Genomic DNA, 22998 nt, shown 5'->3' on the forward strand with positions numbered 1-22998 from the left:
TTGGACTAATCCCTGCTCTTCCAGGGCATATTGGAAATTATGAAGACTTGGTGAAGTTGTTTGACAGTGAGAATCAATAGCATATAATAATAATTATAAATAAGAACTGGTGTAGATGAGTGAGACAGTGTGATAAACTAGTCTTAAGCTTCTATACTAATTGCGAAACCAAAATACTTAGGAGGTAAGATTAACTATGGCATTGATTGGAACAGAGGTACTACCGTTTAACGCAATGGCTTATCACAACGGTGAATTCGTCGAGGTAACTGACGAGAACTTTAAAGGAAAATGGAGCGTAGTTTGCTTCTATCCAGCAGACTTTACATTCGTTTGCCCTACTGAGCTGGAAGACTTGCAAGATCAATATGCAACTTTGAAGGATCTTGGCGTAGAAGTATATTCCGTATCTACGGATTCACACTTCGTCCACAAAGCTTGGCATGACAGCTCCGAAGCGATCGGCAAAGTTACTTACATCATGATCGGTGACCCTTCCCATACGATTTCCCGTAATTTTGACGTGCTGGATGAAGCGAGTGGTATGGCCAACCGTGCTACTTTCATCATCGATCCAGACGGCGTGGTTCAAGCAGTTGAAATTACTGCAGACGGCATCGGCCGCGATGCAAGTACTCTAATCGGCAAGATTAAGGCTGCTCAATATGTTCGTAACCATCCAGGTGAAGTTTGCCCGGCGAAATGGAAAGAAGGCGGAGAAACATTGAAGCCAAGCCTTGATCTCGTAGGTAAGATCTAAGGAGAGAGATAATATGAAACTGGATGCAGACATTAAACAACAACTGGAGCAATATCTTCAGCTTATGGAGGGCGATGTTCTGCTGAAAGTCAGTGCAGGTACGGATTCTGTATCTAATGACATGCTGGATTTAGTTAATGAACTATCCAGCATGTCTGACAGAATCACTGTAGAGCATACACAATTGCCTAGAACTCCAAGTTTTAGCGTAAATCGTGTAGGTGAAGACACTGGCGTAACATTTGCTGGAGTTCCATTGGGACATGAATTCACTTCGCTCGTTCTGGCACTGCTTCAAGTCAGCGGAAGAGCTCCTAAAGTTGAACAAAGCGTAATTGATCAGATTAAGAGCATTAAAGGCGAGTACCACTTTGAGACTTATGTTAGCCTATCCTGCCACAACTGTCCTGACGTAGTACAGGCGCTGAACCTGATGAGTATTCTCAATCCTGGGATCACTCATACGATGATTGACGGGGCGGCTTTCAAAGAAGAAGTGGAGAGCAAGGACATCCTGGCTGTACCAACCGTTCATCTGAATGCTGAATTCTTTGAGAGCGGCCGAATGACCATCGACGATATTCTCGCTAAATTAGGCACCTCGGATGCATCCGAGTTCGAGAATAAAGAGCCTTACGACGTATTGGTTATCGGTGGCGGACCGGCTGGAGCGAGTGCGGCAATTTATGCGGCTCGCAAAGGAATTCGCACAGGGATCGTTGCTGAGCGCTTTGGCGGACAAGTGAATGATACCCTAAGTATTGAGAACTTTATCAGTGTGAAATACACGGAGGGTCCTAAGCTTGCTGCAAGCCTAGAGGAGCATGCGAAGGAATACAATATTGATATCATGAAGGCACAGCGTGCGAAGCGCCTGGAGAAGAAGGAACTCATAGAAGTTGAATTGGAAAATGGCGCAGTGCTGAAGAGTAAGACCGTAATCATCTCCACAGGTGCCCGTTGGCGTAACCTGGGCGTGCCTGGTGAAGCGGAATATAAGAACAAAGGCGTGGCATACTGCCCGCATTGTGACGGCCCTCTATTTGCAGGCAAAAGCGTTGCAGTGGTTGGCGGCGGCAACTCGGGTATTGAGGCGGCAATTGACCTGGCAGGTTTAACAGAGCATGTGACCGTTCTGGAATTCATGCCAGAGCTGAAGGCGGACTCTGTATTGCAAGACCGTCTGAACAGTTTGCCTAATACGACAGTCATCAAAAATGCGCAAGTGAAAGAAATCACGGGTTCGAACAGAGTTGACGGCATTAGTTACATCGAGCGCGAGAGCGGTGAAACGAAGCACGTTGATCTGGAGGGCGTATTCGTTCAAATCGGTCTAGTACCTAATACCGATTGGTTGGGTGACACGATTGAACGTACCCGCATGGGTGAAATTGTCGTAGACAATCATGGTGCCACCAGCATCCCTGGCGTATTTGCTGCAGGTGACTGCACAAACGCACCTTACAAGCAGATCATCATTTCGATGGGATCCGGTGCTACCGCAGCGTTAGGCGCATTTGATTACCTGATTCGAAATCAATAAGCCTGATGCTTTCTATACCGTAAATCAAAAGAAATCATCACCTTTATAACAAGAGGTGATGATTTTTTTTATGGGAAAACACTCAAAATAGATGCTTAAAAATTTAAATATCTTCATAGATTCCACACATTTTTTGTTTACAGTGGTTATGTAACAGAAAATGATGAGGAGGTATAGGGTAATGAAGAGGAGTATAAAAATATTGTTGGCCATCGGTACGATAAGTATGATCGTAGCAGGTTGTACGAATGCCAAGGGTCAGGACGATATGGAAGCAATGGATCACTCCAGCATGAATATGAATAGCAGCCAGAATGAGATAGAGCGTCCATCGACGGCAGATCAAGCCGGCAACATGGTTTTAACACAAGAAACTCCACAGGTGGATGGCAAGGAATATACAATCACGGCGCAAGCGAGTAATTTAGAGGTATCCGAAGGGAAGACACTGCCTGTATGGACATTCAATAATTTTGTGCCCGGTCCAGAGATTCGGGTCAAAGTTGGAGATACCGTTAAGATTCATTTGAAGAACGAGCTTGAGGAACCCGTCTCTATTCATTGGCACGGTTATCCTGTTCCTAATCAGATGGATGGCATTCCCGGCGTTACACAAGATGCTGTTGTTCCAGGCAAAAGCTTTACGTATGAGTTTAAGGCGGACATTCCAGGCACCTACTGGTATCACTCGCATCAAGACAGCGTCAATCAGCTTGATAAGGGGCTCTATGGTGCGTTGATCGTTGAGGATCCGAAGGATAGCTACGATCGGGATTATACGCTGGTGCTTGATGAATGGATAGGCTCGGGCAGCATGGAATCCAAAACAAATAGCTCCAAACAAGCGGATCACGAAGAAATGGCAGATATGGATCACAGTAAGATGGACATGGGCGATATGAGCGGCATGGATCACGGTCAAATGGACATGGGTGATATGGCAGGTATGGAGGGTCACGACATGAGCATGTATGATCTGTATACCATCAATGGGAAGACAGGTGATGCTGTAAACAAGCTTGTGGTTAAGGAAGGTGAAAAAGTTCGAATTCGTCTGATTAATGCGGGTTACCTCGTACATACGATGCATCTGCATGGACATGAATTCAAGGTGGTCGCTTCCGATGGTCAACCTATAAACAGTCCGGCTGTTATTACGGATCAAGGGATTGCTATTGCCCCTGGTGAACGGTATGACATCGAGTTTACAGCGAATAATCCCGGCTCTTGGCTGCTGGAAGAGCATGGATCAGAAGACCGCGTGAAGAACATGAGAGCGGTTATTCAGTATGAAGGCTCCTCCGTACAGACCGATGTCTCCAACGCCTCAGAAAAGCTTCCGCATTTCGATCTTATGAAATATGGCAAACAAGCGGAGACGAATTTCTCTTTGAATCAATCGTTTGATCAAGATGTCCTTCTTAATCTGAATACGGAAATGCAGGACGGTGAGATGGTATATACGATTAACGGAAAGGTATTCCCAGATACCGACTCGATCAAGGTTGATAAAGGGGAAAAGGTAAAGGTCACCTTTGTCAATCAATCGAAGACCGAAGATCACCCAATGCATCTGCACGGGCATTTCTTCCAGGTGTTAAGCAAAGACGGGCAACCGCTTGATGGTGCGCCTGTAATTAAGGATACCCTCAATGTGAAGCCAGGCGAAGAATATGTGGTTGCATTCGAAGCAGATAACCCGGGGGATTGGATGTTCCATTGCCATGATCTGCACCATGCGTCTGCAGGTATGGTGACCGATGTGAAGTATAATGGCTATCAAAGCAGCTACATTCCTGATCCAAGTGTGGGAAATAAGCCGGAATAAGGAGAAAGCACCTTCTACAGGCCATACAGGAGGAAGCAATCTATAAAAATCATCACCTCTATAACAAGAGGGGGTGATTTTTTTGTTGATAAAAAGGATCGATGCCTGAAGATTGCACGTTGATTAATCCTAGATAGAAATTTGTAAATTTATGTCGAATAAACATTTTTATCATTTTAATGTTATTTATTAGAGGAATATGGTAATACATGTCGAAGAAATTAAATAACTAGTTTGTGACGGCCGTGTGACGAGATCATGACGAGTGTGTGACAAACCAGGAGTTGAAAATGGGATATTTCGCCCTTGGACTCATGCAAATCTTGTATTTGTGAAAAAATAACGCGAGATAAGAACCTTTGAGAAGGGGAGTGTAACTGAAGAATCTGGAGGAAGTCGTCATACATACAGCGGGAAGGAATTTTGAGATACAAGGATTTTATTGGCTTAACAATAATTTGGCAGGTGAGTTCTTAGTATGGAAAGCAATTTAATGACAAGTAAACACTTCATTGGCGAGAAGTATTTTCAATCCAATCAAATCATAGTAAATCAATTCTTCGAAAAACAGCGAAAAATGTATGAGCTGCAGCAGGCTCATTTTATAGAGAGCAATAGTCCTGGGCTTTTTTTATATTTAATGGAGCTTAACAAGACCATTGTCTTAAATACATTAGATGCTCAGAAGCATGGAGCTCTTAATTTTTGGAGCGATCAACCAAATACTTCTTCCAGTGAAATAAGTGATCCCCAGACAGAAATTATAGGCATTCCTTCAAAGTTAGTACTGGAACAATGGTTGAAGCGAAAGCTATCCAAGATTACAGGTTATCCTGCCGAGAAAATCACAGGCGAAATGAAATTTGAAAAGGATTTAGGGCTGGTTTCTTCAGATGTGGTTGAATTGTTTTATCATCTGATCGAAGAATTTCCGGATTTAAATAAAGACCTGACAGATGTTGCTGGCGCTGTTAGTGTTCAAGAATTTTTAGGGATGATGCTGCAAGATCATAGTCATAAAGAAGATAAAGCTCAAGGTGTAAGCATTGGTGATTTTTTGAAAAGCAGCAATAGCATGTTTGGATTTGAGTTTCAACAAGAAGCAGCGGTGGCTAATGATCAAGCAATAGAAAGCGTAACACTAGCAGAGCATGTTGGCAGCGTTAGCAGGAATGAAGGTAAACCTGCTGAAATCATTTGGCCTGAGGCCAACCCTGATTATATCGAGAAGCCTATCCAAAATCCAGTGACTGAGCAAATTTGCAAGAGAATTGTTCCTATGGATGAAAAGGATGCGACGGAAGTAGCCATTGTCAGATTATTTTCAGATCCAACGAATGAGGATGATATACGAATTTTAGGTGTTCCTTTTGATAAAGGACGGCATTCCTTCATTACGATCGAGAATATCTCTAACAGTACTATAACTGTAGGACAACTCTTCTTAGCTCCTGGAAAGACCTTTTCATTAGGGACATTCTCTTTGGGTAAAACCAAAGAGCATAATGGCTTGTGGTTTGGGCTAGAAGCCAGAAATATAGTTGTAGAAGACATTTACGGGCCCCGAGTATCGATTCGGTGCGATATTACAAGCTCAAACCTCGACATGATGAACAGCTTGCTTCCAGAATTCTATGACGGTTGGTCGTATAGTAAAAATTGCGCATTATTTGCTACAGCGATGTGGAATAGTATTTGTTCGGCAACAATAACTGGAAAAACGGCAAAGCAGGTATATGACAGCATTATTAACACAAAAATGTATGCCTTAGGTATCGATGTCCCCTACCACTTTAGGGTGTACCATGCCAATGCTTTGGACAAGCCAAATAAGAGCATGGAATGGAACTAAAGAATAAATGAAAGGATGGATTTTGTATGGAAAGAAATAATGCGAATTATTTAGTTTTTGAAGAGTATTTCAAATCAAATCAGTTTATCGTTGATAAATTTTTTGACGAACAATTTAAAATGTTCGAATTGCAGCAGGGGAGTCTTGTGGAGACCGATCGTACCAAGTTATTTATGGATTTAATGGAGCTGAATAAAAATATCATTCTAAGTGCATTGGATGCACAGAAATATGGCGCTTCCTTTTTAATCAAAGACCCTCAAAATACCCATTCGATTGAATTATTGCCTTTGAACGAGGCAGCCGCAACCTCTATGAACAGCCGCCCTGAAGTTATGGAGCCCGTTGAGAAGCCAGAACTGCCGAGTACGCCTTCCATGCGAGCTACATTGGAACAATGGATACAGCGGGAGCTGTCGAGGATTACGGGCTTGCCAATCGACAGAATTACAGGCTCGATGAAATTTGAAGAGGACTTGGGACTCGTATCCATCGACATGGTTGAATTGTTCTCTGGCCTTGTTGAGGAGTTCCCGCACCTGAATAGAGATTTGGCCGATGTCATAGGTGCCGCCAGCATTGATGAGTTTCTGGATGTTATGCTGCAGGACGAGATTAAAAAAAAAAGTGATGCCGAGGTCGTTGACACAAGCGCCTTATTAGATCCCGAAATTGATGAAGTAAATGGACTGATGCAGGAAATTAAAAAAAAAGTATCCATGAAAGCTAATATTCCTATAGAAAAAATAGCGTCAGAGACCACTTTTGACAGTATGAATGTAGATGTATTTTCACTGGAAACGATTTATGACGGCTTATTGTCGAGAAACGGCAGATACCACCTGTTTAAGCAGGAATTATTATACGCGGTTAATCTCGAACAAGTTGCCAGGCTGCTAGATCATTGCATTTTGCTGAGCCCCGAACAGAGCGATCAATATCATCGTGAGAATGAAGTTGATGTAGAGGAAGAGGGCTTGTCTGAAATTCAGAGATATACTTTCGATTATGTAAAATGGGATGCTGGTGTTGATTACGAATTGCCAGAGAGCATGCTGCTTATAGGTATTAAAAATCAGATGTTTGATCATTATGCCGCTCAATTTAAACAGAATGGAATCAAGCTCCATGAAGTTTATATCACTGAAAGTGGATGGAAGGCGCCGAATATGGGCTCTGATTTCATTGATTTTAATGATAAGGTCGGATTTCAAAATTATTTAGCATCGTACGTTGATTCTGCTGGAAATTTACCTTCAATGACATTTTTAGTGACGGACTCTAATGAGGTCTTAAATGAGGCGGAGCATCAAACGTGGAATGTAAAAATTGAACAAACAGCCGTAGCGTTATTTATTATTTCAGATTTATACAGCCAAGCCAAAGAAATTAAAAGCCCAAAAAACTTTGTATCGATCATTGGGGAAAGCAGCTCTTGTCCCATTAGCTCCACAGCGCGAGGAATTGCTAGAACGATGGCTCATGATTTGAAGAATAAGTATCATATACGCTCTATATGGCTGGAAGAGGCCTATAACTTAATTCCAATTGTACATATATATCGTGCTTTATTTCGGGGTCCTAGCGATCATGACATATTTATTGATTCAAACGACATTACCATAAGAGCTTTAAAAGTTCAGGCTGTAGAAGAGACTTCTAAAAGCTCACTGGACATCAGTAATTCCTCGACAATTGTCGTGTTTGGTGGCGGAGATGGCATATCGGCAGAAATCGCTTGTGCGATGGCAGCGAAGTACGGATGCAGGATTATAGTAGTGGGCAGAACAAGCTTTCCAACAGAGCATGTCTATGAAGATCTACAAGATGAGACGATGCTAAAACAAAAGATATTTGCCGAGCTATCTAATCAATTGAACGGGGCTGAACACGTTACTAAAGATCTTCTAGAGAGCGAAACCAAAAGAATATACAGGCAGCGAGCACTCCTGCACACGAAGAATCGCATTGAACAGGCAGGGAGTGAATTTCACTACTATTCCTGCGATATTTCGAAATACAGTGAATTAAAGGACTTGCTGGAGATTATCCATGAACAGCATGGGGAAATTTCCGGCATTATCCATGGGGCTGGGGTAGTTAACGGTCAGAAAAATAAGTCTATCGATTCGTTTAGGAATAACCTTTATATTAAAACGAATTCGATGTATGCCCTGTATCATTTCTTTAAAAATTATCCGCTTAAGTTTTCTATATTATTCAGCTCTATCTCGGCATATGCGGGAATCCCTAGAATTTCTGATTACTCCGCAAGCAATGAGTTCGTAAATGCATTTGCGGCAAATTGGAGGAGGCAAGCTCAATATCCGGTTCTTTCAATGATGTGGTCTTTATGGACGCAGACAGGCATGGGGAAAAATACAATGCGCAATGTAGAAAGGCTAAACCTGCAAGGCATCTCCAATCAACAAGGAATTCATCTATTCTTCCGGGAGTTGGAGCATTTGGATCAATCGCCGGATAGTGTACTACTAACACATAATTCGATGTTGGAATTTTCCATGCCTTAATCTGAAATTCAATGATGGAGGGATCAGCTTTGGAATACGCAATTACAAGTATGGCAGGTGTTTTTCCTGGTGCGCGGAACATTGACGAATATTGGGAAAACATCTTAAATGCTGAAGCAGCTTCTGTGACTTCATTGGAAAAAAGATGGGGAATTCCCCGGGAACAATATATGGATCCCCAGGATACTAAAAAAAGCTTAATCTACAACGATCATGGCTTTTGTCTCCCGGAGGAGGCTTGTTCCATTGGCTTCATGGATTCAGGACGTCAAGTCATCGTTGCTAAAGAGCTGCTTAAAGAAATCTCTAAACAATTTCAGGATCAATCCCATGATTATGATTTCAGCAGCACAGGCTTGATCCTGGGTACCTCATGGAGCGATGTTGATTATTATAATAAAGACATTGATTTACTGCTCGGGAAGCCCTCCTCGGAAATCAAGGGAGAGATTTATACGGCAGATAATCAAATCCGTGCAATTGCGGAAGCCCTAGGGATCGGAGGGCCCTGCTGTGCTGTGGATACGGCATGCGCTTCATCTCTTTATGCACTGGATAGTGGTATTGGATTAATTGAGAATGGGCTGGCAGATTCTGCAATTATTATGGGACTGAATGTTTCTATCCCGCATTTTCTTTATATTGGTTTCTCCAGGCTTAATGCGTTATCTCCAAGCCATCAAATACTTCCATTTTCTAAGGATGCATCTGGTATTCTTGTAGGCGAAGGTGCAGGAGCGATATTAGTTGAACCCATGGACAGAGCACTGAAATCTGGACGCAACATACTAGCTGTAATTAAATCGATAGGCCTGTCATCTGACGGCGAGGAAAGATCGCCATTTGCTCCAGGATACAACGGACAAAGGCTGGCGCTGGCAAATGCGTACCGTAATTTACAAGATATCAAAATTAATTATATTGAAGCCCACGGCACCGCTACAAAAATCGGAGATGAGACGGAGCTTAAGGCACTGATCGATTTTGTAGACAGCACTGAACATGAAGGAGTAATTCCCCTCGGCTCTGTAAAATCCTTAATCGGTCACGGACTTGCTGCTGCGGGCATTGCCTCTATAATTAAGGCCGTTTTAATTATTAATAAAGGGATGATTCCGCCTCATATTTCAGTTCAGCCTCATGCTTTATTAGATAAATCAAAGTTATATTTACCGATTAAAGCAGAGAAAATTACCGATCATGGCTCGGGAATTAACATTGGCGTAAGCTCTTTTGGCTTCGGAGGAGCAAACTCCCATGTGGTCTTAAGTTCATTCGACAAAAATGAAGTTCTAGCATCCAAGCCAAGTAAACAGGATGGCGGCGCAAATGTTCTTAAAGAGCCGCTTGCGATTTTAGATTATGCCAATGATAGAAACGGCGACATAGAAGCAGCATTACATACGGACTTAGGGAAATTCACGTCTTTTCCGTTTCATCGGTTTCAATTCATGAATGGATTAAACGGCTTGGAGAAAGACAGGATCATCGGGGATTTCCTGGCTGACTCTATGATCATTGATGCTTCTGGATTAAAGATGGGGCCCAATGCTTTGAAAAAAATCGATCCCTTTCAAGCCTTAGTAAGTCATACCATCCATGTTATGTTGCGTAGAAATGAAGAATTGAAAAACACGCAAGACACCGGTGTCGTTTTGTGTAGCAACATGAGCGGCCTGATGTCGCTTCGGCAATTTCGCAAGTTTTATTTCATGTTTAATCAGGATAAAATCACCTCTTTAGAACATGGGGAAATGAGCGGTTTGGTGGATGGTGAGGCGAGTTTTGAAGAGATCACCTCGACGATCCCCGCCATGCTATCTGGCTTTCCAGCTAGACATTTTAACATTAAGGGATTTCATCAGACGATGTCTGGCGGTGAGACCACATTTTTGCAGATGCTTTTACTATCCCCATATTGGCTGAATACGCATTGCAAAAATCTCATTATTGGCGCTGGTCATATTATAAAGAGTCCGGCCGATCTTGTGTCCTATCAAAGAGGTATAGATGAATTACCGCCTCTTCGTGAAGGTTTTTTAACCTTTGTACTAAAAAAACTTTCGGACATTGAGAAAGGTAAAGAAGAGATCCTCGGATATATCCCAGCTATTATTACGGGCTCGCACGTTAATACTTTTGAAGAGGCGTGCAAGGCGGCAGATATTGATCCGCTGCTCGTTGAAACCATTGAAACATGCCAATTAAACGTATCTTCCTTATCGACAAATAGTAAGAAACCTGGAGAAGAACTGTTTTCCGGGTACATGGCTGAAGCCTCCGGGACGGTTGAGCTGATAAGGATGCTTCAATCCAAGAGTAAAATATCCTGTCTTCAATTTATGAATAAGGATGAATTCGTGGCTGCTGTTTTTTTCGTAAAGGAGAAAGCTGCCCTAGAGAAAACAGAGCATACAATAGACCTTCCTACCGAGATTAACTTTACTGCACCTAACACGAATATCCAATCCAACCCAACTCAACAATCCAATCCATCCAGCATCATGAGCATCAGGCCAGTGAGAGAAGACGTTTCGTTTGTATATGAAAGCATGTCGTCTTTGGTAGTCAAATATTTGGAGCAGCAAAAGAAAATATTGCAATCTTTTCCTAGCTTCAAAGCTGTTGACCCCAAGGAACCTACGGCTGTCCTGATCGAAGACCCGATCAATAATTATTTTAGAGAATTATATAGGAAAGAAAACATCGTGATATCGGATGTATATTTCCACCCTACTCAAAATTCATGTGAAAGTATGCTTATTGTAGACGAAGGGCATTACTACTTTTTTGACCATGAGCTAGACCATGTTCCTGGGTTTCTTATCGTGGAAGGTATTTTGCAATTAGTCAAAATCAATGTCATGCATCATTTAAAGCTGCAGAACTTGGATGATTTTTATTTTAATTCGCTAACCATTAATTTCAGTAAATTTTGTGAGAAGGATGCTTCAATAAAGCTCAAAGTAAAGGAGCTAAAGAATAACTCGAATCAAGAATTTGTCTATGAAGCAGAGGTTATACAAGGTCAAAGCGTCATATGCGTGGCGAAGGTGGGAATCAAGCATCATAACTCGAGGATCGTAAGTGCACGATCTCATCATAAGGATACTTCTTTAGCTGATCAACGATATGTGCACAAGCAGGATATGAAGAATATTGTCGTCGAGGATATATACATAGATGCGAAAACAGAAAAAGCGATATGTAAATCTATTACTCCGCCAACGAGTCATATTCTTTACGACGGAAATGGCCAAGCCGCATCCGTACTGTATTTGTTAGAAGTTACAAGACAATTTCTGGCCCAGATGTCCCATACCTTTGGGGTTCCGTTTGATATGCCGCAAATTTTATTGTCTATGGATATCCGTGTCGAAAAACCACTCGACAAAGATACCACGGTATACATTGAATGTGAAAAGCAAAAAACGATCAAGCTCAATGACAGCTACCTATCGAACTTAAAGACAACGATCAAATGCAATGGTCTAGTGATAGCTGAAACTTTGTATAAAGCTCAGGCTGTAAGTAAGGATATTTATCATGAGCTGCGTTGGAAGAAATAAAAGACAGAAGGTGTGTGATATGAGATATGCCAAGTATACAAAGCGAATATAACTTCATCGATAAATTTATAACCGCAGCCGAATTATACCCCGATCATATCGCTTTCGAAATCGGGGGGACGGATGTTAAGTATACTTATCGCGAATGTTACACAGGAATAGAAATGTGGAAGGGCTATTTCCAAACGTTAAACATTCGACAAGGTGATCGGGTATTCATTTTGCTTCCTGAAGGAATAGAGTTTATTTTTAGCTTTTATGCCCTAGCTTCCATAGGGGCCATCTCGGCATTTTACGATATTAAAGCGACCGATTATGAGTTGAATCAAGTAATAACTGAATTTGACCCTGTCGGTATCGTTGCTTCCAGCAAGTTTCTAACTACAAGAGAAAATTTAATAGAAAACAAAAGCTTACAGTTTGTCCTGGTTAATGAGTCGATCGATGGGGAGAGCAATTATTTTGCATCTTCCAAAACAGTAACGGCTGCTTCATTGCCTCATGAACCACAGAAATTAGTAGCTCCTGATAGCGATACTATAGTGAGCTGCCATTTTACGTATAAAGGACTAGGCTATCCACTTCAGGTACGCCATAAATATCATGATTACTCTTTATTTTTGGAGCAGTCCATGAATATATATCCACAGAAGCCGGGAGCGGCCAATTTGACCTGTTTGCCATTTTATCCGATATACGGCATTTCATCCTCGGTTCTATTTCCCTTAAGCAGTGGAGCGAAGCTGCTGTTGTACATCGATTTGAATAAAAACAGCATTCTGAACATTTTGGAATCCTATCAGGTAAGCCTCGTGTGCCTTGTCCCCCTTCTCCTGAAAATGCTTGTGAAGGAGGCAAAGTCAGCAGGCGCAGACATTAGGGATCGACTAAATCCATCCTTGGAAATTATCTCTGGGGGGAGCTATTTAGACAAAAATATTCAGGAGGATATTTATAGACTTTTAGGTATAAAAGTTTATCAGGGATACGGACTTACAGAGTCCTTCCCGATCACGTTTAGTTACAAGGATAAGGTGAAGTTTGGGACGATCGGGGCCGCATTCGAAGAATTTACAAGCCTGATGATTGTGGATCATGATGGTCAGCCCTTACCAACGGGTACGGTTGGGGAAATCGCCATTAAAGGCAGGACGCTTACAGAGGGCTACTTTGGCAGGGAAGAAGAAACTTTGAGATTATTCAAGGACGGTTACCATCTTACGGGCGATTTAGGCTTTGTAGATCATGAGAATTTCTTGTATTTTGTGGGCAGAAAACAACCTTTTACAAAAGTGACCTCCAGAATGGTCGATTTATCCGAAGTAGAGAATGTGCTTAAAAGTCATCCCCAGGTCATGGAGGCTAGAGCGGTAGTTAGGGAAAACAAAAAATTTGGAGAGCTGGTGTATGCCACGGTTAAGCTGGAGGAACATCAGCAATTAACAGAAATAGAACTCAGAAACTTATGTAAGAAATACTTATCGAAGCATAAAATACCGAGCAAAGTAACTATTTGTTACTAAATATAAAAATTACATATGGAGAAGAAATGGATGAAAAGAAAAAATATTTCCTCTGCAGTTCCGCTGATCTTTACGATCATTGGATACTTGTTAGGCGGCTCCTTTGCCATCTATAGATTTATCATGCTCGAGAGCTACTTGGAAAAGATCTTATTGTTTATTTTAGTTTTTGCCTATGTGATGTGGTCCATTTGGGAAGTGAAAATTACTTTAACGGAATTACATTTGGAAAGCGCCGAAAACGATAAAAAAACACTAGAGCTGGCCGGTCTCATAAAAAACTTTATGCTGGTTGGAGCGCTTGCCGGTACAAGCAAGATCCTGGTTACAGCCTGGGCAGCAGGAATCTGCATTATCGGCCTGGGGCTATTATTCAGAGTGATGGCGATTAAAGCCATCGGCCCAGCTTACTCGCATAGAATCAGGGAGTTAGTAGATAAACCGGTAACAACGGGTCCATATAAAATCATTAGGCATCCATCCTACATGGGAACACTCTTGATTCACACAGGATTAGTGGTCATTCTATTTAACCCTTTTTCTTTAGCAGGTTTAATTCTATGGTATGCCAATGCCATTTACCGAATTTTAGTCGAAGAAGGGCAATTAATTAAAAATCAATATTACTTAAAATATGCACAAGAAACCAAAAATAGATTAATTCCGTTTTTGTGGTGATCCTATGAAATATGAAGATTTCTGCGTAGTTGTAATAGGCGGAACAGGATTTGTAGGCCAAAAAATGATAGAACAACTGAATAGATTTAGTGAAGGCAGGCTGGAGATTCGTGCTCTTGTAAGGGATACAAGAAAAATAAAAGACATGCCGAATCTGGTTAAAATTGTGGGCTCGCTGCCGGATGTGCCGTCAGAGCTTTTTTCGTCCAAGCCTCATGTCGTGATTCATTTTGGAACCAAGAACAAGGATCAGGATGGAAAAGGTTTTGAAGAAGTTAATGTGGTGGGAACAAGAAATATAATGGCCAATTTGCCCGAATCGACATTAGGCGTCATCTATGGAAGCTCGTTTTCCGTGTATGGCCAAGGAAGCTTAAATGATGTCAACGAAAAGCAAGAAATTCATCCTGAAACTCCTCTCGCCATTTCTCGTGCAAAGGCTGAAAATATCATTCTCGAGGAAATGAAAAACCGCGGGAGAAGCGGGTTAGCTTTACGGCCGAGATTTATCATTGGGAAGGATGATCAGCACACGATCCCCCTGCTTATTAAAGCGTATCAGCATCACTTCAACATAGGTACAGGAAAACAAGCTTCCACTTACATTGATGTGGAGGACTATGCCAGGATCATAACGGAGCTCGTTCTTTACATTTTACGGGGTGCTGAAAATAATCAATATTTCAACACAGCGCTCAACGTGGGCTACCAAAGACCAATGGCATTAGCTGAATTGCACGAGATATTTAGCGAAGCTTTGGGGTATAAGCGGCAATTTTATATTCCGATTTCGGAATCATTTACGAAATTATTACATGCTTCTCCGATCCGGGCTTTTAAAAAGCTTGCGACGACTTTGGAGCTTGGCGCTTTTTCCCACTCTGCGGATGTAACCCTTCTAAGGGATATGATTGGGTCGGATATTATTGGCCAAGACCCTAGACATGTGGTTTCTAATTTGCTGCAGGAGTTTGTTCAAGAGGTCAAATCAAGCAGGATGGAGTGAATTTCATGTTAAGCATGCTGGTCACAGCTGTACCTATTATATCAGCCACTATATGCAATATGTTTTTTCTAAAAACACCCTGGTTTCAAGCCTTAAATAAGCCCATGGATAATTACAAGACTCTGCAGGACGGTAAACGGCTTTTTGGAAATAACAAAACATGGCGAGGCTTCTGGGGGATGGTCTTTTTTAGTGCCCTGTGCTGTGTGTTATGGGGATTCATAGGCCAATTAAGTCCAGCTATTGAAAGCTATAATCTACTCTATGCTCATTATTCGAATAACGTGGTATATAACATCATTATTGGCGGTTTGCTGGGAATAGCCTATGGCGTTTTCGAATTGCCGAATAGCTATCTCAAGAGAAGAATAGGGATTCAGCCCGGGAAGAGTAAATATAATGCGGTAGGTATTTTATTTATAATCGTCGATCAGATCGATTCGTTAATCGGATGTATTCTAGTCCTTAGCCTCGTATATCCTATGTCATTCATTTATTATATGGCCTACGTTATTTTAGGGGGGATTGTACATATTTCATTAAGTTCTTTGTTCTATTTCATGAAATTGCGTAAAAACTTTTAATATAAAGCGATTGTCTTTATGATACAAACTCCATAAACCAAGAGGATGAAATATGAAAAAAAACAGACTTATACTATTTTCTGTCCTAGTCCTATTGTTGGCAGGTGGTTTTGTTTTATTCGGAAAATCGATATTCGGCTCTTTAACACCCGTAGTGAAGTATACCGTCCTCGAAAAATCGGAATTGCTTAAAAGCATTAGCACGGAAGGTTTAGTGGAAAGTGATAACAAAGTTAATCTATTTTCAACTCTTTCGTATCCCGTCCATAAAATCAATGTAAACACAGGCGATATCGTGACCAAGGGACAAGTCCTAAGTGAATTAGATACAGCGGATTTGCAATTGAATATCGCTCAGCTTAAAGCAGAATTGGACGAAATGGAAAAGAACAAATTAAATACCGATGCGAAAGAGATTGCCATTCAAAGGCTAGAGCTCCAGCTTTCAAAATCAGCCATAAAGTCGCCTATTAACGGAACGGTTACGGCTGTATATGCCAAAGAGGGCGAGAATCGTCCAGGCCTGCAATTTGTAGTTGAAGATACGCAGCGTTTAAAAATCATGGCTAAAATTAAAGAATATGATGTGACGCGGATAAAAGAAGGAATGACGGTCATAATTAAGTCTGACTCCTTGGATGGTACCGAATATAACGGGAAGGTTGTCAAAGTGCACCCCGCTGCAGTAAAAAATGAGCAGGCGGAGACGATGACCGTACCTTACATTGAATTTATATCCGAAATTGAAATTCAGCAAAATACGGAATTAAGAATAGGAATGAATGCAAGACTTCTAATCATCATCGATAAAAAAGAAAATGTTCTCAGTCTGCCCTATGATGCTGTTGGGAGGAATGAACAGGGGGATAAAGTCGTTTATGCCCTAGAACAAAATTCGCAAAACAAATATGTGGCGAAGGAAATAAAGGTGACAACAGGGCTGGAAACCGATTTTAGGGTCGAGGTGATCAGTGATCAATTGTCGGCAGGCATGAAAATCATTAATGATGCCTCAAATATGAAGGATCAGATGAGAGTAGATTTCATGGACAAGTCGATTGGTGATCAATAATGGATGCGATCATAAGAATGGATCATATATCCAAATCGTATTTTGTTGGGACTCCGAATGAGCTTCAGGTTTTGAAGAATATGAATATTTTAATTCATGAAGGGGAGTTTGTATCGATTGTAGGACAATCAGGCTCAGGCAAATCAACATTAATGAACATACTAGGTGCACTAGATCGGCCCTCAAGCGGCCAGTATAAATTGGATGGCCAAGACATCGGGAAATTAAGCGATGATGATTTATCGGAGATTCGCAGTCGAAAGATAGGATTTGTGTTTCAAACCTTTAATCTAATCCCCAAAAGCAGTGCTCTAAGCAACATTGAGCTGCCCATGATTTACTCAGGCATCCACCGAGCGGCTAGAATCAAGCGGGCGAAGGAATTGCTAGAGATGGTTGGGATGGGGGACAGAATGGAACACCTGTCCAACGAGCTTTCCGGAGGGCAGAAGCAGCGCGTTGCTATCGCAAGAGCCTTAGCGAATAATCCTTCGATTATATTGGCGGATGAGCCGACCGGAGCCCTGGACTCGAAGACAGGACGAAGGATTATGGATATTTTTCATGAGCTTCATCAGAACCATGGTAAAACGATAATATTAATTACGCATAATGAGGAGTTGGCCGCGGAAACCGATCGAGTGATCGCAATAAAGGATGGTTGTATTATCGAAGATCATCGCACCGAGAAGAAGGTGATACCGTGAGTTTCCTTGAAAATATGAAGCTGGCTGTGGCAAGTCTAAAGGCGCATAAAATGCGTGTACTGCTCGCTATTCTGGGAATCATCATTGGTATTAGCGCTGTTATTATTATCGTAACCGTCGGTGAAGCTATTTCGAAATCGGTGTCCTCTGAGATGCAAAATTTAGGGGCGAATAACATCTTGGTTAGATTAAAGGAAAAGGATGCGCAGACAAGCTCACTTCCTCCAATATTAAGAGCTGCTCCGGCTGTAATACCCGAGGATGACCTGATGAATAATGAGATGATTCATAAATTAAAGGAGAGGTTTCCTGAGGAAATCGTAGAGGTCAGCGTATTAAAATCGGCTGGCTCGGCTAAAGTCCAAGAGGGGAGACTGTCTGCTAATGTAACTGTAGCTGGGGTGAATGAGGGATTTGCTGTGGCAAATAATTTAAAGCTCTTGAATGGGCGATTCCTCAAGGAAGAAGATCAAATGGCCAAAAGATATGTCGCCGTTGTATCGGATAAACTCATGGATAAGCTATTCGATAAAGACACGGATCCGATTGGAAGTGAAATCAAGCTTAGCATGGGGAACAACCTGCAGACATTTTCGGTTATTGGTGTATACAAATATGAGCAGGCTACGTTAATCAATAATGATACATCAGCCGATCAGGATGTCACAACGAATCTGTTTATGCCCCTAACGACTTCGAATATGATCACATCCAGCAGCAATGGATTCCAGAATTTTACCGTAATGACCAGAATGGATGTGAACTCGGCGGAATTTGCGGATGAGATTAAAAATTTCTTATCTGTCTTTTATCAGAATAATCCCCGGTATGAAATAAATACAACGACCATGGATTATGTATTATCCATTGCGAATGATTTGCTGTCAACCGTTTCTATAGCTGTTTCGTTAATAGCTGGAATCTCACTCATTGTTGGCGGTATAGGGGTTATGAATATTATGCTAGTGTCCGTGACGGAACGAACCCGGGAAATTGGCACTAAAAAAGCTCTGGGCGCCAAACAGATATACATCAAAATCCAATTCATTACTGAAGCTGCTGTCATATGTGGAATTGGAGGAGTCATTGGGGTATTTTTCGGAGTTATCATTGGTTATATTAGCTCTAGTCTTCTTGGATTTCCGATGATAACCTCACTTCCCGTCATACTCATCGCGGTTCTTTTTTCCATGACCATCGGCGTGTTTTTTGGCTATTACCCATCCAATAAGGCTGCAAATATGGACCCCATTGAAGCTTTACGATATGAATAACGGAATTGATTCAAGAATACATTTCAGACATGGAGATGAATAATACTATGAAAAATGAGTTGTTAAAGATCGGGCCAGTGACCATTTACGGGTATGGGTTAATGATTGCCCTTGGTATTATCGTAGCTTATATGATCGTTTTGCATAGAGCAAAAAACAGACAAATCGATCAGTCGCATATTTCTTCCTTAACGATCTGGGGCGTACTATTTGGGTTTGTAGGAGCTAAATTATTGTACTGGATCACGCAATTCAACAATATAGTGGAGGATCCTCGATTGCTTTTGGATCTATCTGGAGGCTTTGTGGTCTATGGGGGCATCATCGGAGGCATATTAGCCGGTTATGTGTATTGTAAGAAGAAAAAAATGAATTTTTTACAAAGCCTCGATCTGTTTGTGCCTTCGATTGCCCTGGCACAAGGATTTGGTCGGGTTGGCTGCCTTCTTGCCGGTTGTTGTTTTGGCGAAGAGACGGATCATTGGTTTGGAATTACATTTCACGAATCGGACTTTGCACCCAATGGCGTAAGTCTGGTACCCACGCAAATATTCGAGAGCGTATTTAACTTCGCCCTGTTTTTCTTCCTCATATTCATGGCGAAGAGAAGAAGGCCGGATGGATTCATTGCCAGCTTATATCTATTATTTTATAGCCTGGGAAGATTCGTGATTGAATTTTATAGAGGCGATGTCATTCGCGGGAGCGTAGGCATCTTTTCAACCTCCCAGTTGATCGCGATGATTATTTTTGTAATCACTTGTGGTATTTTGATTTCGAAGTCCATTAAATCCAATAAACTGGATTATAAGTAATTGTGGTAATGAACGTAGGAGAGGAGCCTTTACCCCTAAACGGGGGGATGCTCCTTTTTGGTGTTCTCTCTTATTTAGCTTTTATTGTGGGAATTGTGATGGGGAAACCAGGGAAGATTTATGATAGCTTTTCATGGGCTACAGCCTTTGTGTGGTGGGGTGGGGGCTTTATATCAGGAATACTGATTGTAGGATTTGGGGAAATAATCTCAATCCTCCATGAAACGAGATATTATACTTATCAAAGTTATTTAATTCATGGGGGAGAAGCCAAAGCTGAAAAAGTTAAACCAACAGATTATGAGTTGCCTCCTAATATAAGGATATAATTATGTATTCAATCCTAGCAAACTCTATCATGATGTACATACAGTTGATCAAGCTGACCGCTCTAAGAGCGGTTTTTCTGTTGTTTTCAAAAGGGGAGATTTTATATATTTCGCTATGTGTTGATATGTTTCATACTTATAATAGTGAAAAAAGACACCCCCGTAGGAAATTGCGATCGCTATAAGGCGAATGGATAATTGGCTAGCGAGAAACGGAAGGAGTGACTGATGATGAAAAGCTGGGATGACAAGAGAAGGAACTAAAGTCCATAGATCCAATACGGATGAATGAGCTTGAAGCGGTTGCACAACTAGTGAATGTTATTCAACAAAGACGAACCGAGCTCGGATGGACACAACAGGAGCTAGCAGATAAAGTAGGGCTTCATTGGGAGTCCATTGCTCGTATTGAAAATGGCGGGTCTGTTCCTCGCCTCGATACAGTACTTAAATTAGCATTTGCCGGATATGAAGATAAGTTTGTATTAAATCCACAAATAGAACTTTGGAAAAAGAATTTTAACGAAGGGTAAAATCAAGGGATTTTTGAATTTCTAACCCTCTTTTGAAGTATAAAGTATATTCTCCCTTCTCCCATTCTAAATTATGAAGTCTCATTTCAAACGAGGCTAAGTCATCGCTCTCTCTCATTTTCTCTTGCTGAAGAATTTCGCTTTCTCCTCGTTTTGTTACATATAATTGAGCTTGAAGTAAGCTTTCCTTTTTATCTGGATAAATAGCTAAAGCAATTAATGGAGCACTGTTAATAAAATTATTAGAAGTATCGTTTATTTTGGGGAATTCGTTATTTTGTGTAAATCCAAGTTGGAGATCATAGTTGCTGTTCGTGGTTAGATTCGAAAATAATATTCGGGATAGTATAAGGACGGAGATTACCCCTAGAATTGAAATAATAATTAGGGTGGTTTTTCTTTTCATCATTGCTTTCTCCTTTCGCTTGTCTGTTAACTTATCGAATAATAAACCGAACTAGGAACAATTAAGTGTTCCTAGTTCGGAGAATATTAATATTTATTCAAACGTTCATCTCCGTTTAAAAAAGTAAAACTTGAACAATTGTACCCCATATTTTTATATCCCGTATAGTAACCACCATTCTTAGGTAAGTGATTACAATAGGAATTACTTTCATTAGAATCTTCACCAGAACTCATTGCTTCCTGAACACAGAAGACTCCTTGAGCATAATTAGAGTACAGGGCTGGTTTATTTAAATATAACAGGCCGCCAGCTACTGCTTTTGTGCAATCTGCGCCATTAAGAGGGAAGTTCTTACCTTGGTCGTAATCAGACTTGTTACAACTTACATGTCCTTCTGGTGTCAGCATTTTCATTCGGCCTTTACCCAGCCCGAAATAAGTACCAACTTTAATGCCATTGTAATATGAGTCAGGGTCATAAAATGGAGTAATCAATTGTTTGTTTATACTGTTACTGTCATCGGAATTCATTTTCAAACCAGCATTAATTACCAGATTGTTAAAGTCGAAATTCAATTCTAAAGGTATATGATTCACTCCACTCACAAGAGTATGTTCTTCTTCATAGATTAAGGAATCTGAGTAATATACCTGTATTAAAGGCTTGCTAATAGTCAAATTACTTACAATAAACTCCCCGTCCTTTATTTCGGTTATGTTATTATCAATTTTCAATGTGAGGAATGATGGGTCTAGTTCTATTTGTGGGATATTATCATTAAGTTTGAGAATTGAATCTTCCTGATTGGTATCAATATCAGTGCCAATCGACTTATAAAGTTCTTGAACTTCTTCTAACGATCTACTAGGAAATTTCACAACTGTTTTTAAATGTCCGTGAATATTGATATTTTCTGAACTATCAACTTCTTGGGCGTTCACCGGAATAGCAAACGACAGTAATAAAACTAAAGGCAGAAATAACTTAACAAACTTCCTCAAAATAATCAATCCTCCTAATTAATGGTATTATATATCCGATTCCAATAATAGCTATTTATGTAACTTCTGGAAGTAACTTTTATCACACAAAACAACTTTCTTATAAGCTTATTTATGGCTTGGCTTGTCAAACTAACTTCGACAACCCATCTACGAATGATTCGCAGCTAAATTCCGACTGTGGATTTGTAGGAGCAGTTATTATCAAATCATTTGATTAAAGCTATGGCTATCTTGGGATATATTAACAGATAATTAGCAAATCCTTAATCAGCCCACCTATATTTCCGTACATCTAACTCCAATCTATCAAATCAGGGAGGATTTTCCTCGAATTTGTCGAAAGTACCCCTACTAGAGAGCTTAAGGAGTGCTTCGCTCTCGAATTATTTAGAAATGTCACTGGATCATCCCTTTCGGAATGGATACATGAACAGTATCGTTTACCCAATGAAAGTTATCTTTTCATGAGTGGTCTTGTCACTGGAACTTAGAAGTCGATCCAAGATCTTTACGGCAATATTGAGATAGAGCAAGCTCAATCCCTCTACAGCTAACGTTTGCGAATATAGAAAGTCAACCTCTACTACCTTCGTTGAAGGGAATCGATTCTTAGAAACTCTCTGCTGGTCGCTATGGACAGATGTGCAATCAGTTCTACCTATCCAACTCGCAGCGACAAGCTATACATCATGCAACGCTGTTAGAAGACGGGGACTTGACTGCGGTCAACGGCCCGCCGGGAACAGGGACAACGACACTCTTACAGAATGTTGCCGCCACATCTGTTGTTCACCATGCACTTAATAAAATGGAGCCGCCCGTCATCGTCGTGACTTTGACGAATAACAATGCGGGTTACTAACGTTATTGAAATGTATGGAAAAGTGAATGAAGTGGGGGAGAATCCCTCGCAGGTTGATGGATTTTTATTAGTTCATACATGATTTGAATTCTTTATAGAAGTTAACACATATTTTTACC

General features: G+C 41.0%; 19 protein-coding genes. 17 read left to right on the forward strand and 2 right to left on the reverse strand.

Going from position 1 to position 22998, the window contains the following annotated elements; all coding sequences use genetic code 11:
- Positions 1-196 precede the first annotated feature (196 nt).
- The 16 genes from ahpC (at position 197) to ACE3MQ_RS13205 (ending at position 20604) form a co-directional block, all read left to right on the forward strand.
- Entirely contained in the window at positions 197-760 is a 564-nt protein-coding gene (gene ahpC / locus ACE3MQ_RS13130; RefSeq protein WP_379393260.1) for an alkyl hydroperoxide reductase subunit C, read from the forward strand.
- 13 nt (positions 761-773) lie between these two features.
- A complete protein-coding gene (gene ahpF / locus ACE3MQ_RS13135) occupies positions 774-2303 on the forward strand; it encodes an alkyl hydroperoxide reductase subunit F (RefSeq protein WP_379393262.1) in 1530 nt (509 codons plus the stop codon).
- Positions 2304-2484: 181 nt separating this feature from the next.
- On the forward strand, positions 2485-4131 hold the full coding sequence (locus ACE3MQ_RS13140) for a multicopper oxidase family protein (RefSeq protein WP_379393264.1): 1647 nt from the start codon (positions 2485-2487) through the stop codon (positions 4129-4131).
- 478 nt (positions 4132-4609) lie between these two features.
- A complete protein-coding gene (locus tag ACE3MQ_RS13145; protein ID WP_379393266.1) occupies positions 4610-5983 on the forward strand; it encodes an acyl carrier protein in 1374 nt (457 codons plus the stop codon).
- A gap of 26 nt (positions 5984-6009) precedes the next feature.
- The gene (locus ACE3MQ_RS13150) at positions 6010-8514 is read left to right on the forward strand and encodes an SDR family NAD(P)-dependent oxidoreductase (RefSeq protein ID WP_379393268.1); all 2505 of its coding nucleotides are present in this window, start codon (positions 6010-6012) and stop codon (positions 8512-8514) included.
- Between the two features lie 29 nt (positions 8515-8543).
- Positions 8544-12083: a beta-ketoacyl synthase N-terminal-like domain-containing protein gene (locus tag ACE3MQ_RS13155; protein ID WP_379393271.1), complete on the forward strand. Its 3540-nt coding sequence runs from the start codon at positions 8544-8546 to the stop codon at positions 12081-12083.
- 26 nt (positions 12084-12109) lie between these two features.
- The gene (locus tag ACE3MQ_RS13160; protein WP_379393273.1) at positions 12110-13606 is read left to right on the forward strand and encodes a class I adenylate-forming enzyme family protein; all 1497 of its coding nucleotides are present in this window, start codon (positions 12110-12112) and stop codon (positions 13604-13606) included.
- Positions 13607-13636: 30 nt separating this feature from the next.
- Entirely contained in the window at positions 13637-14284 is a 648-nt protein-coding gene (locus ACE3MQ_RS13165) for a methyltransferase family protein (protein ID WP_379393275.1), read from the forward strand.
- A gap of 4 nt (positions 14285-14288) precedes the next feature.
- Positions 14289-15290 carry an NAD-dependent epimerase/dehydratase family protein gene (locus ACE3MQ_RS13170; protein WP_379393277.1) on the forward strand — a complete coding sequence of 334 codons (1002 nt, stop codon included), beginning with the start codon at positions 14289-14291 and terminating at the stop codon, positions 15288-15290.
- Positions 15291-15295: 5 nt separating this feature from the next.
- Positions 15296-15874, forward strand: coding sequence for a CDP-archaeol synthase (locus tag ACE3MQ_RS13175; RefSeq protein ID WP_379393279.1), 579 nt, complete (start codon positions 15296-15298; stop codon positions 15872-15874).
- Between the two features lie 52 nt (positions 15875-15926).
- Positions 15927-16946 (forward strand): efflux RND transporter periplasmic adaptor subunit, encoded by a 1020-nt coding sequence (locus tag ACE3MQ_RS13180; protein WP_379393281.1) that lies wholly within the window; start codon positions 15927-15929, stop codon positions 16944-16946.
- A gap of 8 nt (positions 16947-16954) precedes the next feature.
- Positions 16955-17653, forward strand: coding sequence for an ABC transporter ATP-binding protein (locus tag ACE3MQ_RS13185; protein WP_379394052.1), 699 nt, complete (start codon positions 16955-16957; stop codon positions 17651-17653).
- Positions 17650-18927 carry an ABC transporter permease gene (locus tag ACE3MQ_RS13190; RefSeq protein ID WP_379393283.1) on the forward strand — a complete coding sequence of 426 codons (1278 nt, stop codon included), beginning with the start codon at positions 17650-17652 and terminating at the stop codon, positions 18925-18927. The genes ACE3MQ_RS13185 and ACE3MQ_RS13190 overlap by 4 nt, the downstream gene beginning before the upstream one ends.
- Positions 18928-18974: 47 nt before the next feature.
- Positions 18975-19742: a prolipoprotein diacylglyceryl transferase gene (locus tag ACE3MQ_RS13195; RefSeq protein WP_379393285.1), complete on the forward strand. Its 768-nt coding sequence runs from the start codon at positions 18975-18977 to the stop codon at positions 19740-19742.
- A gap of 2 nt (positions 19743-19744) precedes the next feature.
- Entirely contained in the window at positions 19745-20071 is a 327-nt protein-coding gene (locus ACE3MQ_RS13200; RefSeq protein ID WP_379393287.1) for a hypothetical protein, read from the forward strand.
- A gap of 284 nt (positions 20072-20355) precedes the next feature.
- Positions 20356-20604 (forward strand): helix-turn-helix transcriptional regulator, encoded by a 249-nt coding sequence (locus ACE3MQ_RS13205; RefSeq protein ID WP_379393289.1) that lies wholly within the window; start codon positions 20356-20358, stop codon positions 20602-20604.
- On the opposite strand, the gene ACE3MQ_RS13210 is transcribed toward ACE3MQ_RS13205, so the two are convergent.
- Complete coding sequence (locus tag ACE3MQ_RS13210; RefSeq protein ID WP_379393291.1) at positions 20591-21013, reverse strand: hypothetical protein; 423 nt, start codon at positions 21011-21013, stop codon at positions 20591-20593. The two genes, ACE3MQ_RS13205 and ACE3MQ_RS13210, sit on opposite strands and share 14 nt — an antisense overlap.
- 83 nt (positions 21014-21096) lie before the next feature.
- Positions 21097-22014 (reverse strand): hypothetical protein, encoded by a 918-nt coding sequence (locus ACE3MQ_RS13215; RefSeq protein ID WP_379393293.1) that lies wholly within the window; start codon positions 22012-22014, stop codon positions 21097-21099.
- 718 nt (positions 22015-22732) lie between these two features.
- On the opposite strand from ACE3MQ_RS13215, the gene ACE3MQ_RS13220 reads away from it, so the two are divergent.
- Positions 22733-22879: a DEAD/DEAH box helicase family protein gene (locus ACE3MQ_RS13220; RefSeq protein ID WP_379393295.1), complete on the forward strand. Its 147-nt coding sequence runs from the start codon at positions 22733-22735 to the stop codon at positions 22877-22879.
- Positions 22880-22998 lie beyond the last annotated feature (119 nt).

It is taken from the genome of Paenibacillus lentus (assembly GCF_042714055.1).
In the GTDB taxonomy this organism is placed as follows: domain Bacteria; phylum Bacillota; class Bacilli; order Paenibacillales; family Paenibacillaceae; genus Fontibacillus; species Fontibacillus lentus_A.

Excerpts from the sequence above, each read along its gene's own strand:
- ACE3MQ_RS13145 (WP_379393266.1), top strand. The coding sequence starts at position 4,610 with ATGGAAAGCAATTTAATGACAAGTAAACACTTCATTGGCGAGAAGTAT.
- ahpF (WP_379393262.1), top strand. The coding sequence starts at position 774 with ATGAAACTGGATGCAGACATTAAACAACAACTGGAGCAATATCTTCAG.
- ACE3MQ_RS13205 (WP_379393289.1), top strand. The coding sequence starts at position 20,356 with ATGAATGAGCTTGAAGCGGTTGCACAACTAGTGAATGTTATTCAACAA.
- ahpC (WP_379393260.1), top strand. The coding sequence starts at position 197 with ATGGCATTGATTGGAACAGAGGTACTACCGTTTAACGCAATGGCTTAT.
- ACE3MQ_RS13165 (WP_379393275.1), top strand. The coding sequence starts at position 13,637 with ATGAAAAGAAAAAATATTTCCTCTGCAGTTCCGCTGATCTTTACGATC.
- ACE3MQ_RS13210 (WP_379393291.1), bottom strand. The coding sequence starts at position 21,013 with ATGATGAAAAGAAAAACCACCCTAATTATTATTTCAATTCTAGGGGTA.
- ACE3MQ_RS13175 (WP_379393279.1), top strand. The coding sequence starts at position 15,296 with ATGTTAAGCATGCTGGTCACAGCTGTACCTATTATATCAGCCACTATA.
- ACE3MQ_RS13180 (WP_379393281.1), top strand. The coding sequence starts at position 15,927 with ATGAAAAAAAACAGACTTATACTATTTTCTGTCCTAGTCCTATTGTTG.
- ACE3MQ_RS13140 (WP_379393264.1), top strand. The coding sequence starts at position 2,485 with ATGAAGAGGAGTATAAAAATATTGTTGGCCATCGGTACGATAAGTATG.
- ACE3MQ_RS13195 (WP_379393285.1), top strand. The coding sequence starts at position 18,975 with ATGAAAAATGAGTTGTTAAAGATCGGGCCAGTGACCATTTACGGGTAT.
- ACE3MQ_RS13170 (WP_379393277.1), top strand. The coding sequence starts at position 14,289 with ATGAAATATGAAGATTTCTGCGTAGTTGTAATAGGCGGAACAGGATTT.
- ACE3MQ_RS13160 (WP_379393273.1), top strand. The coding sequence starts at position 12,110 with ATGCCAAGTATACAAAGCGAATATAACTTCATCGATAAATTTATAACC.
- ACE3MQ_RS13150 (WP_379393268.1), top strand. The coding sequence starts at position 6,010 with ATGGAAAGAAATAATGCGAATTATTTAGTTTTTGAAGAGTATTTCAAA.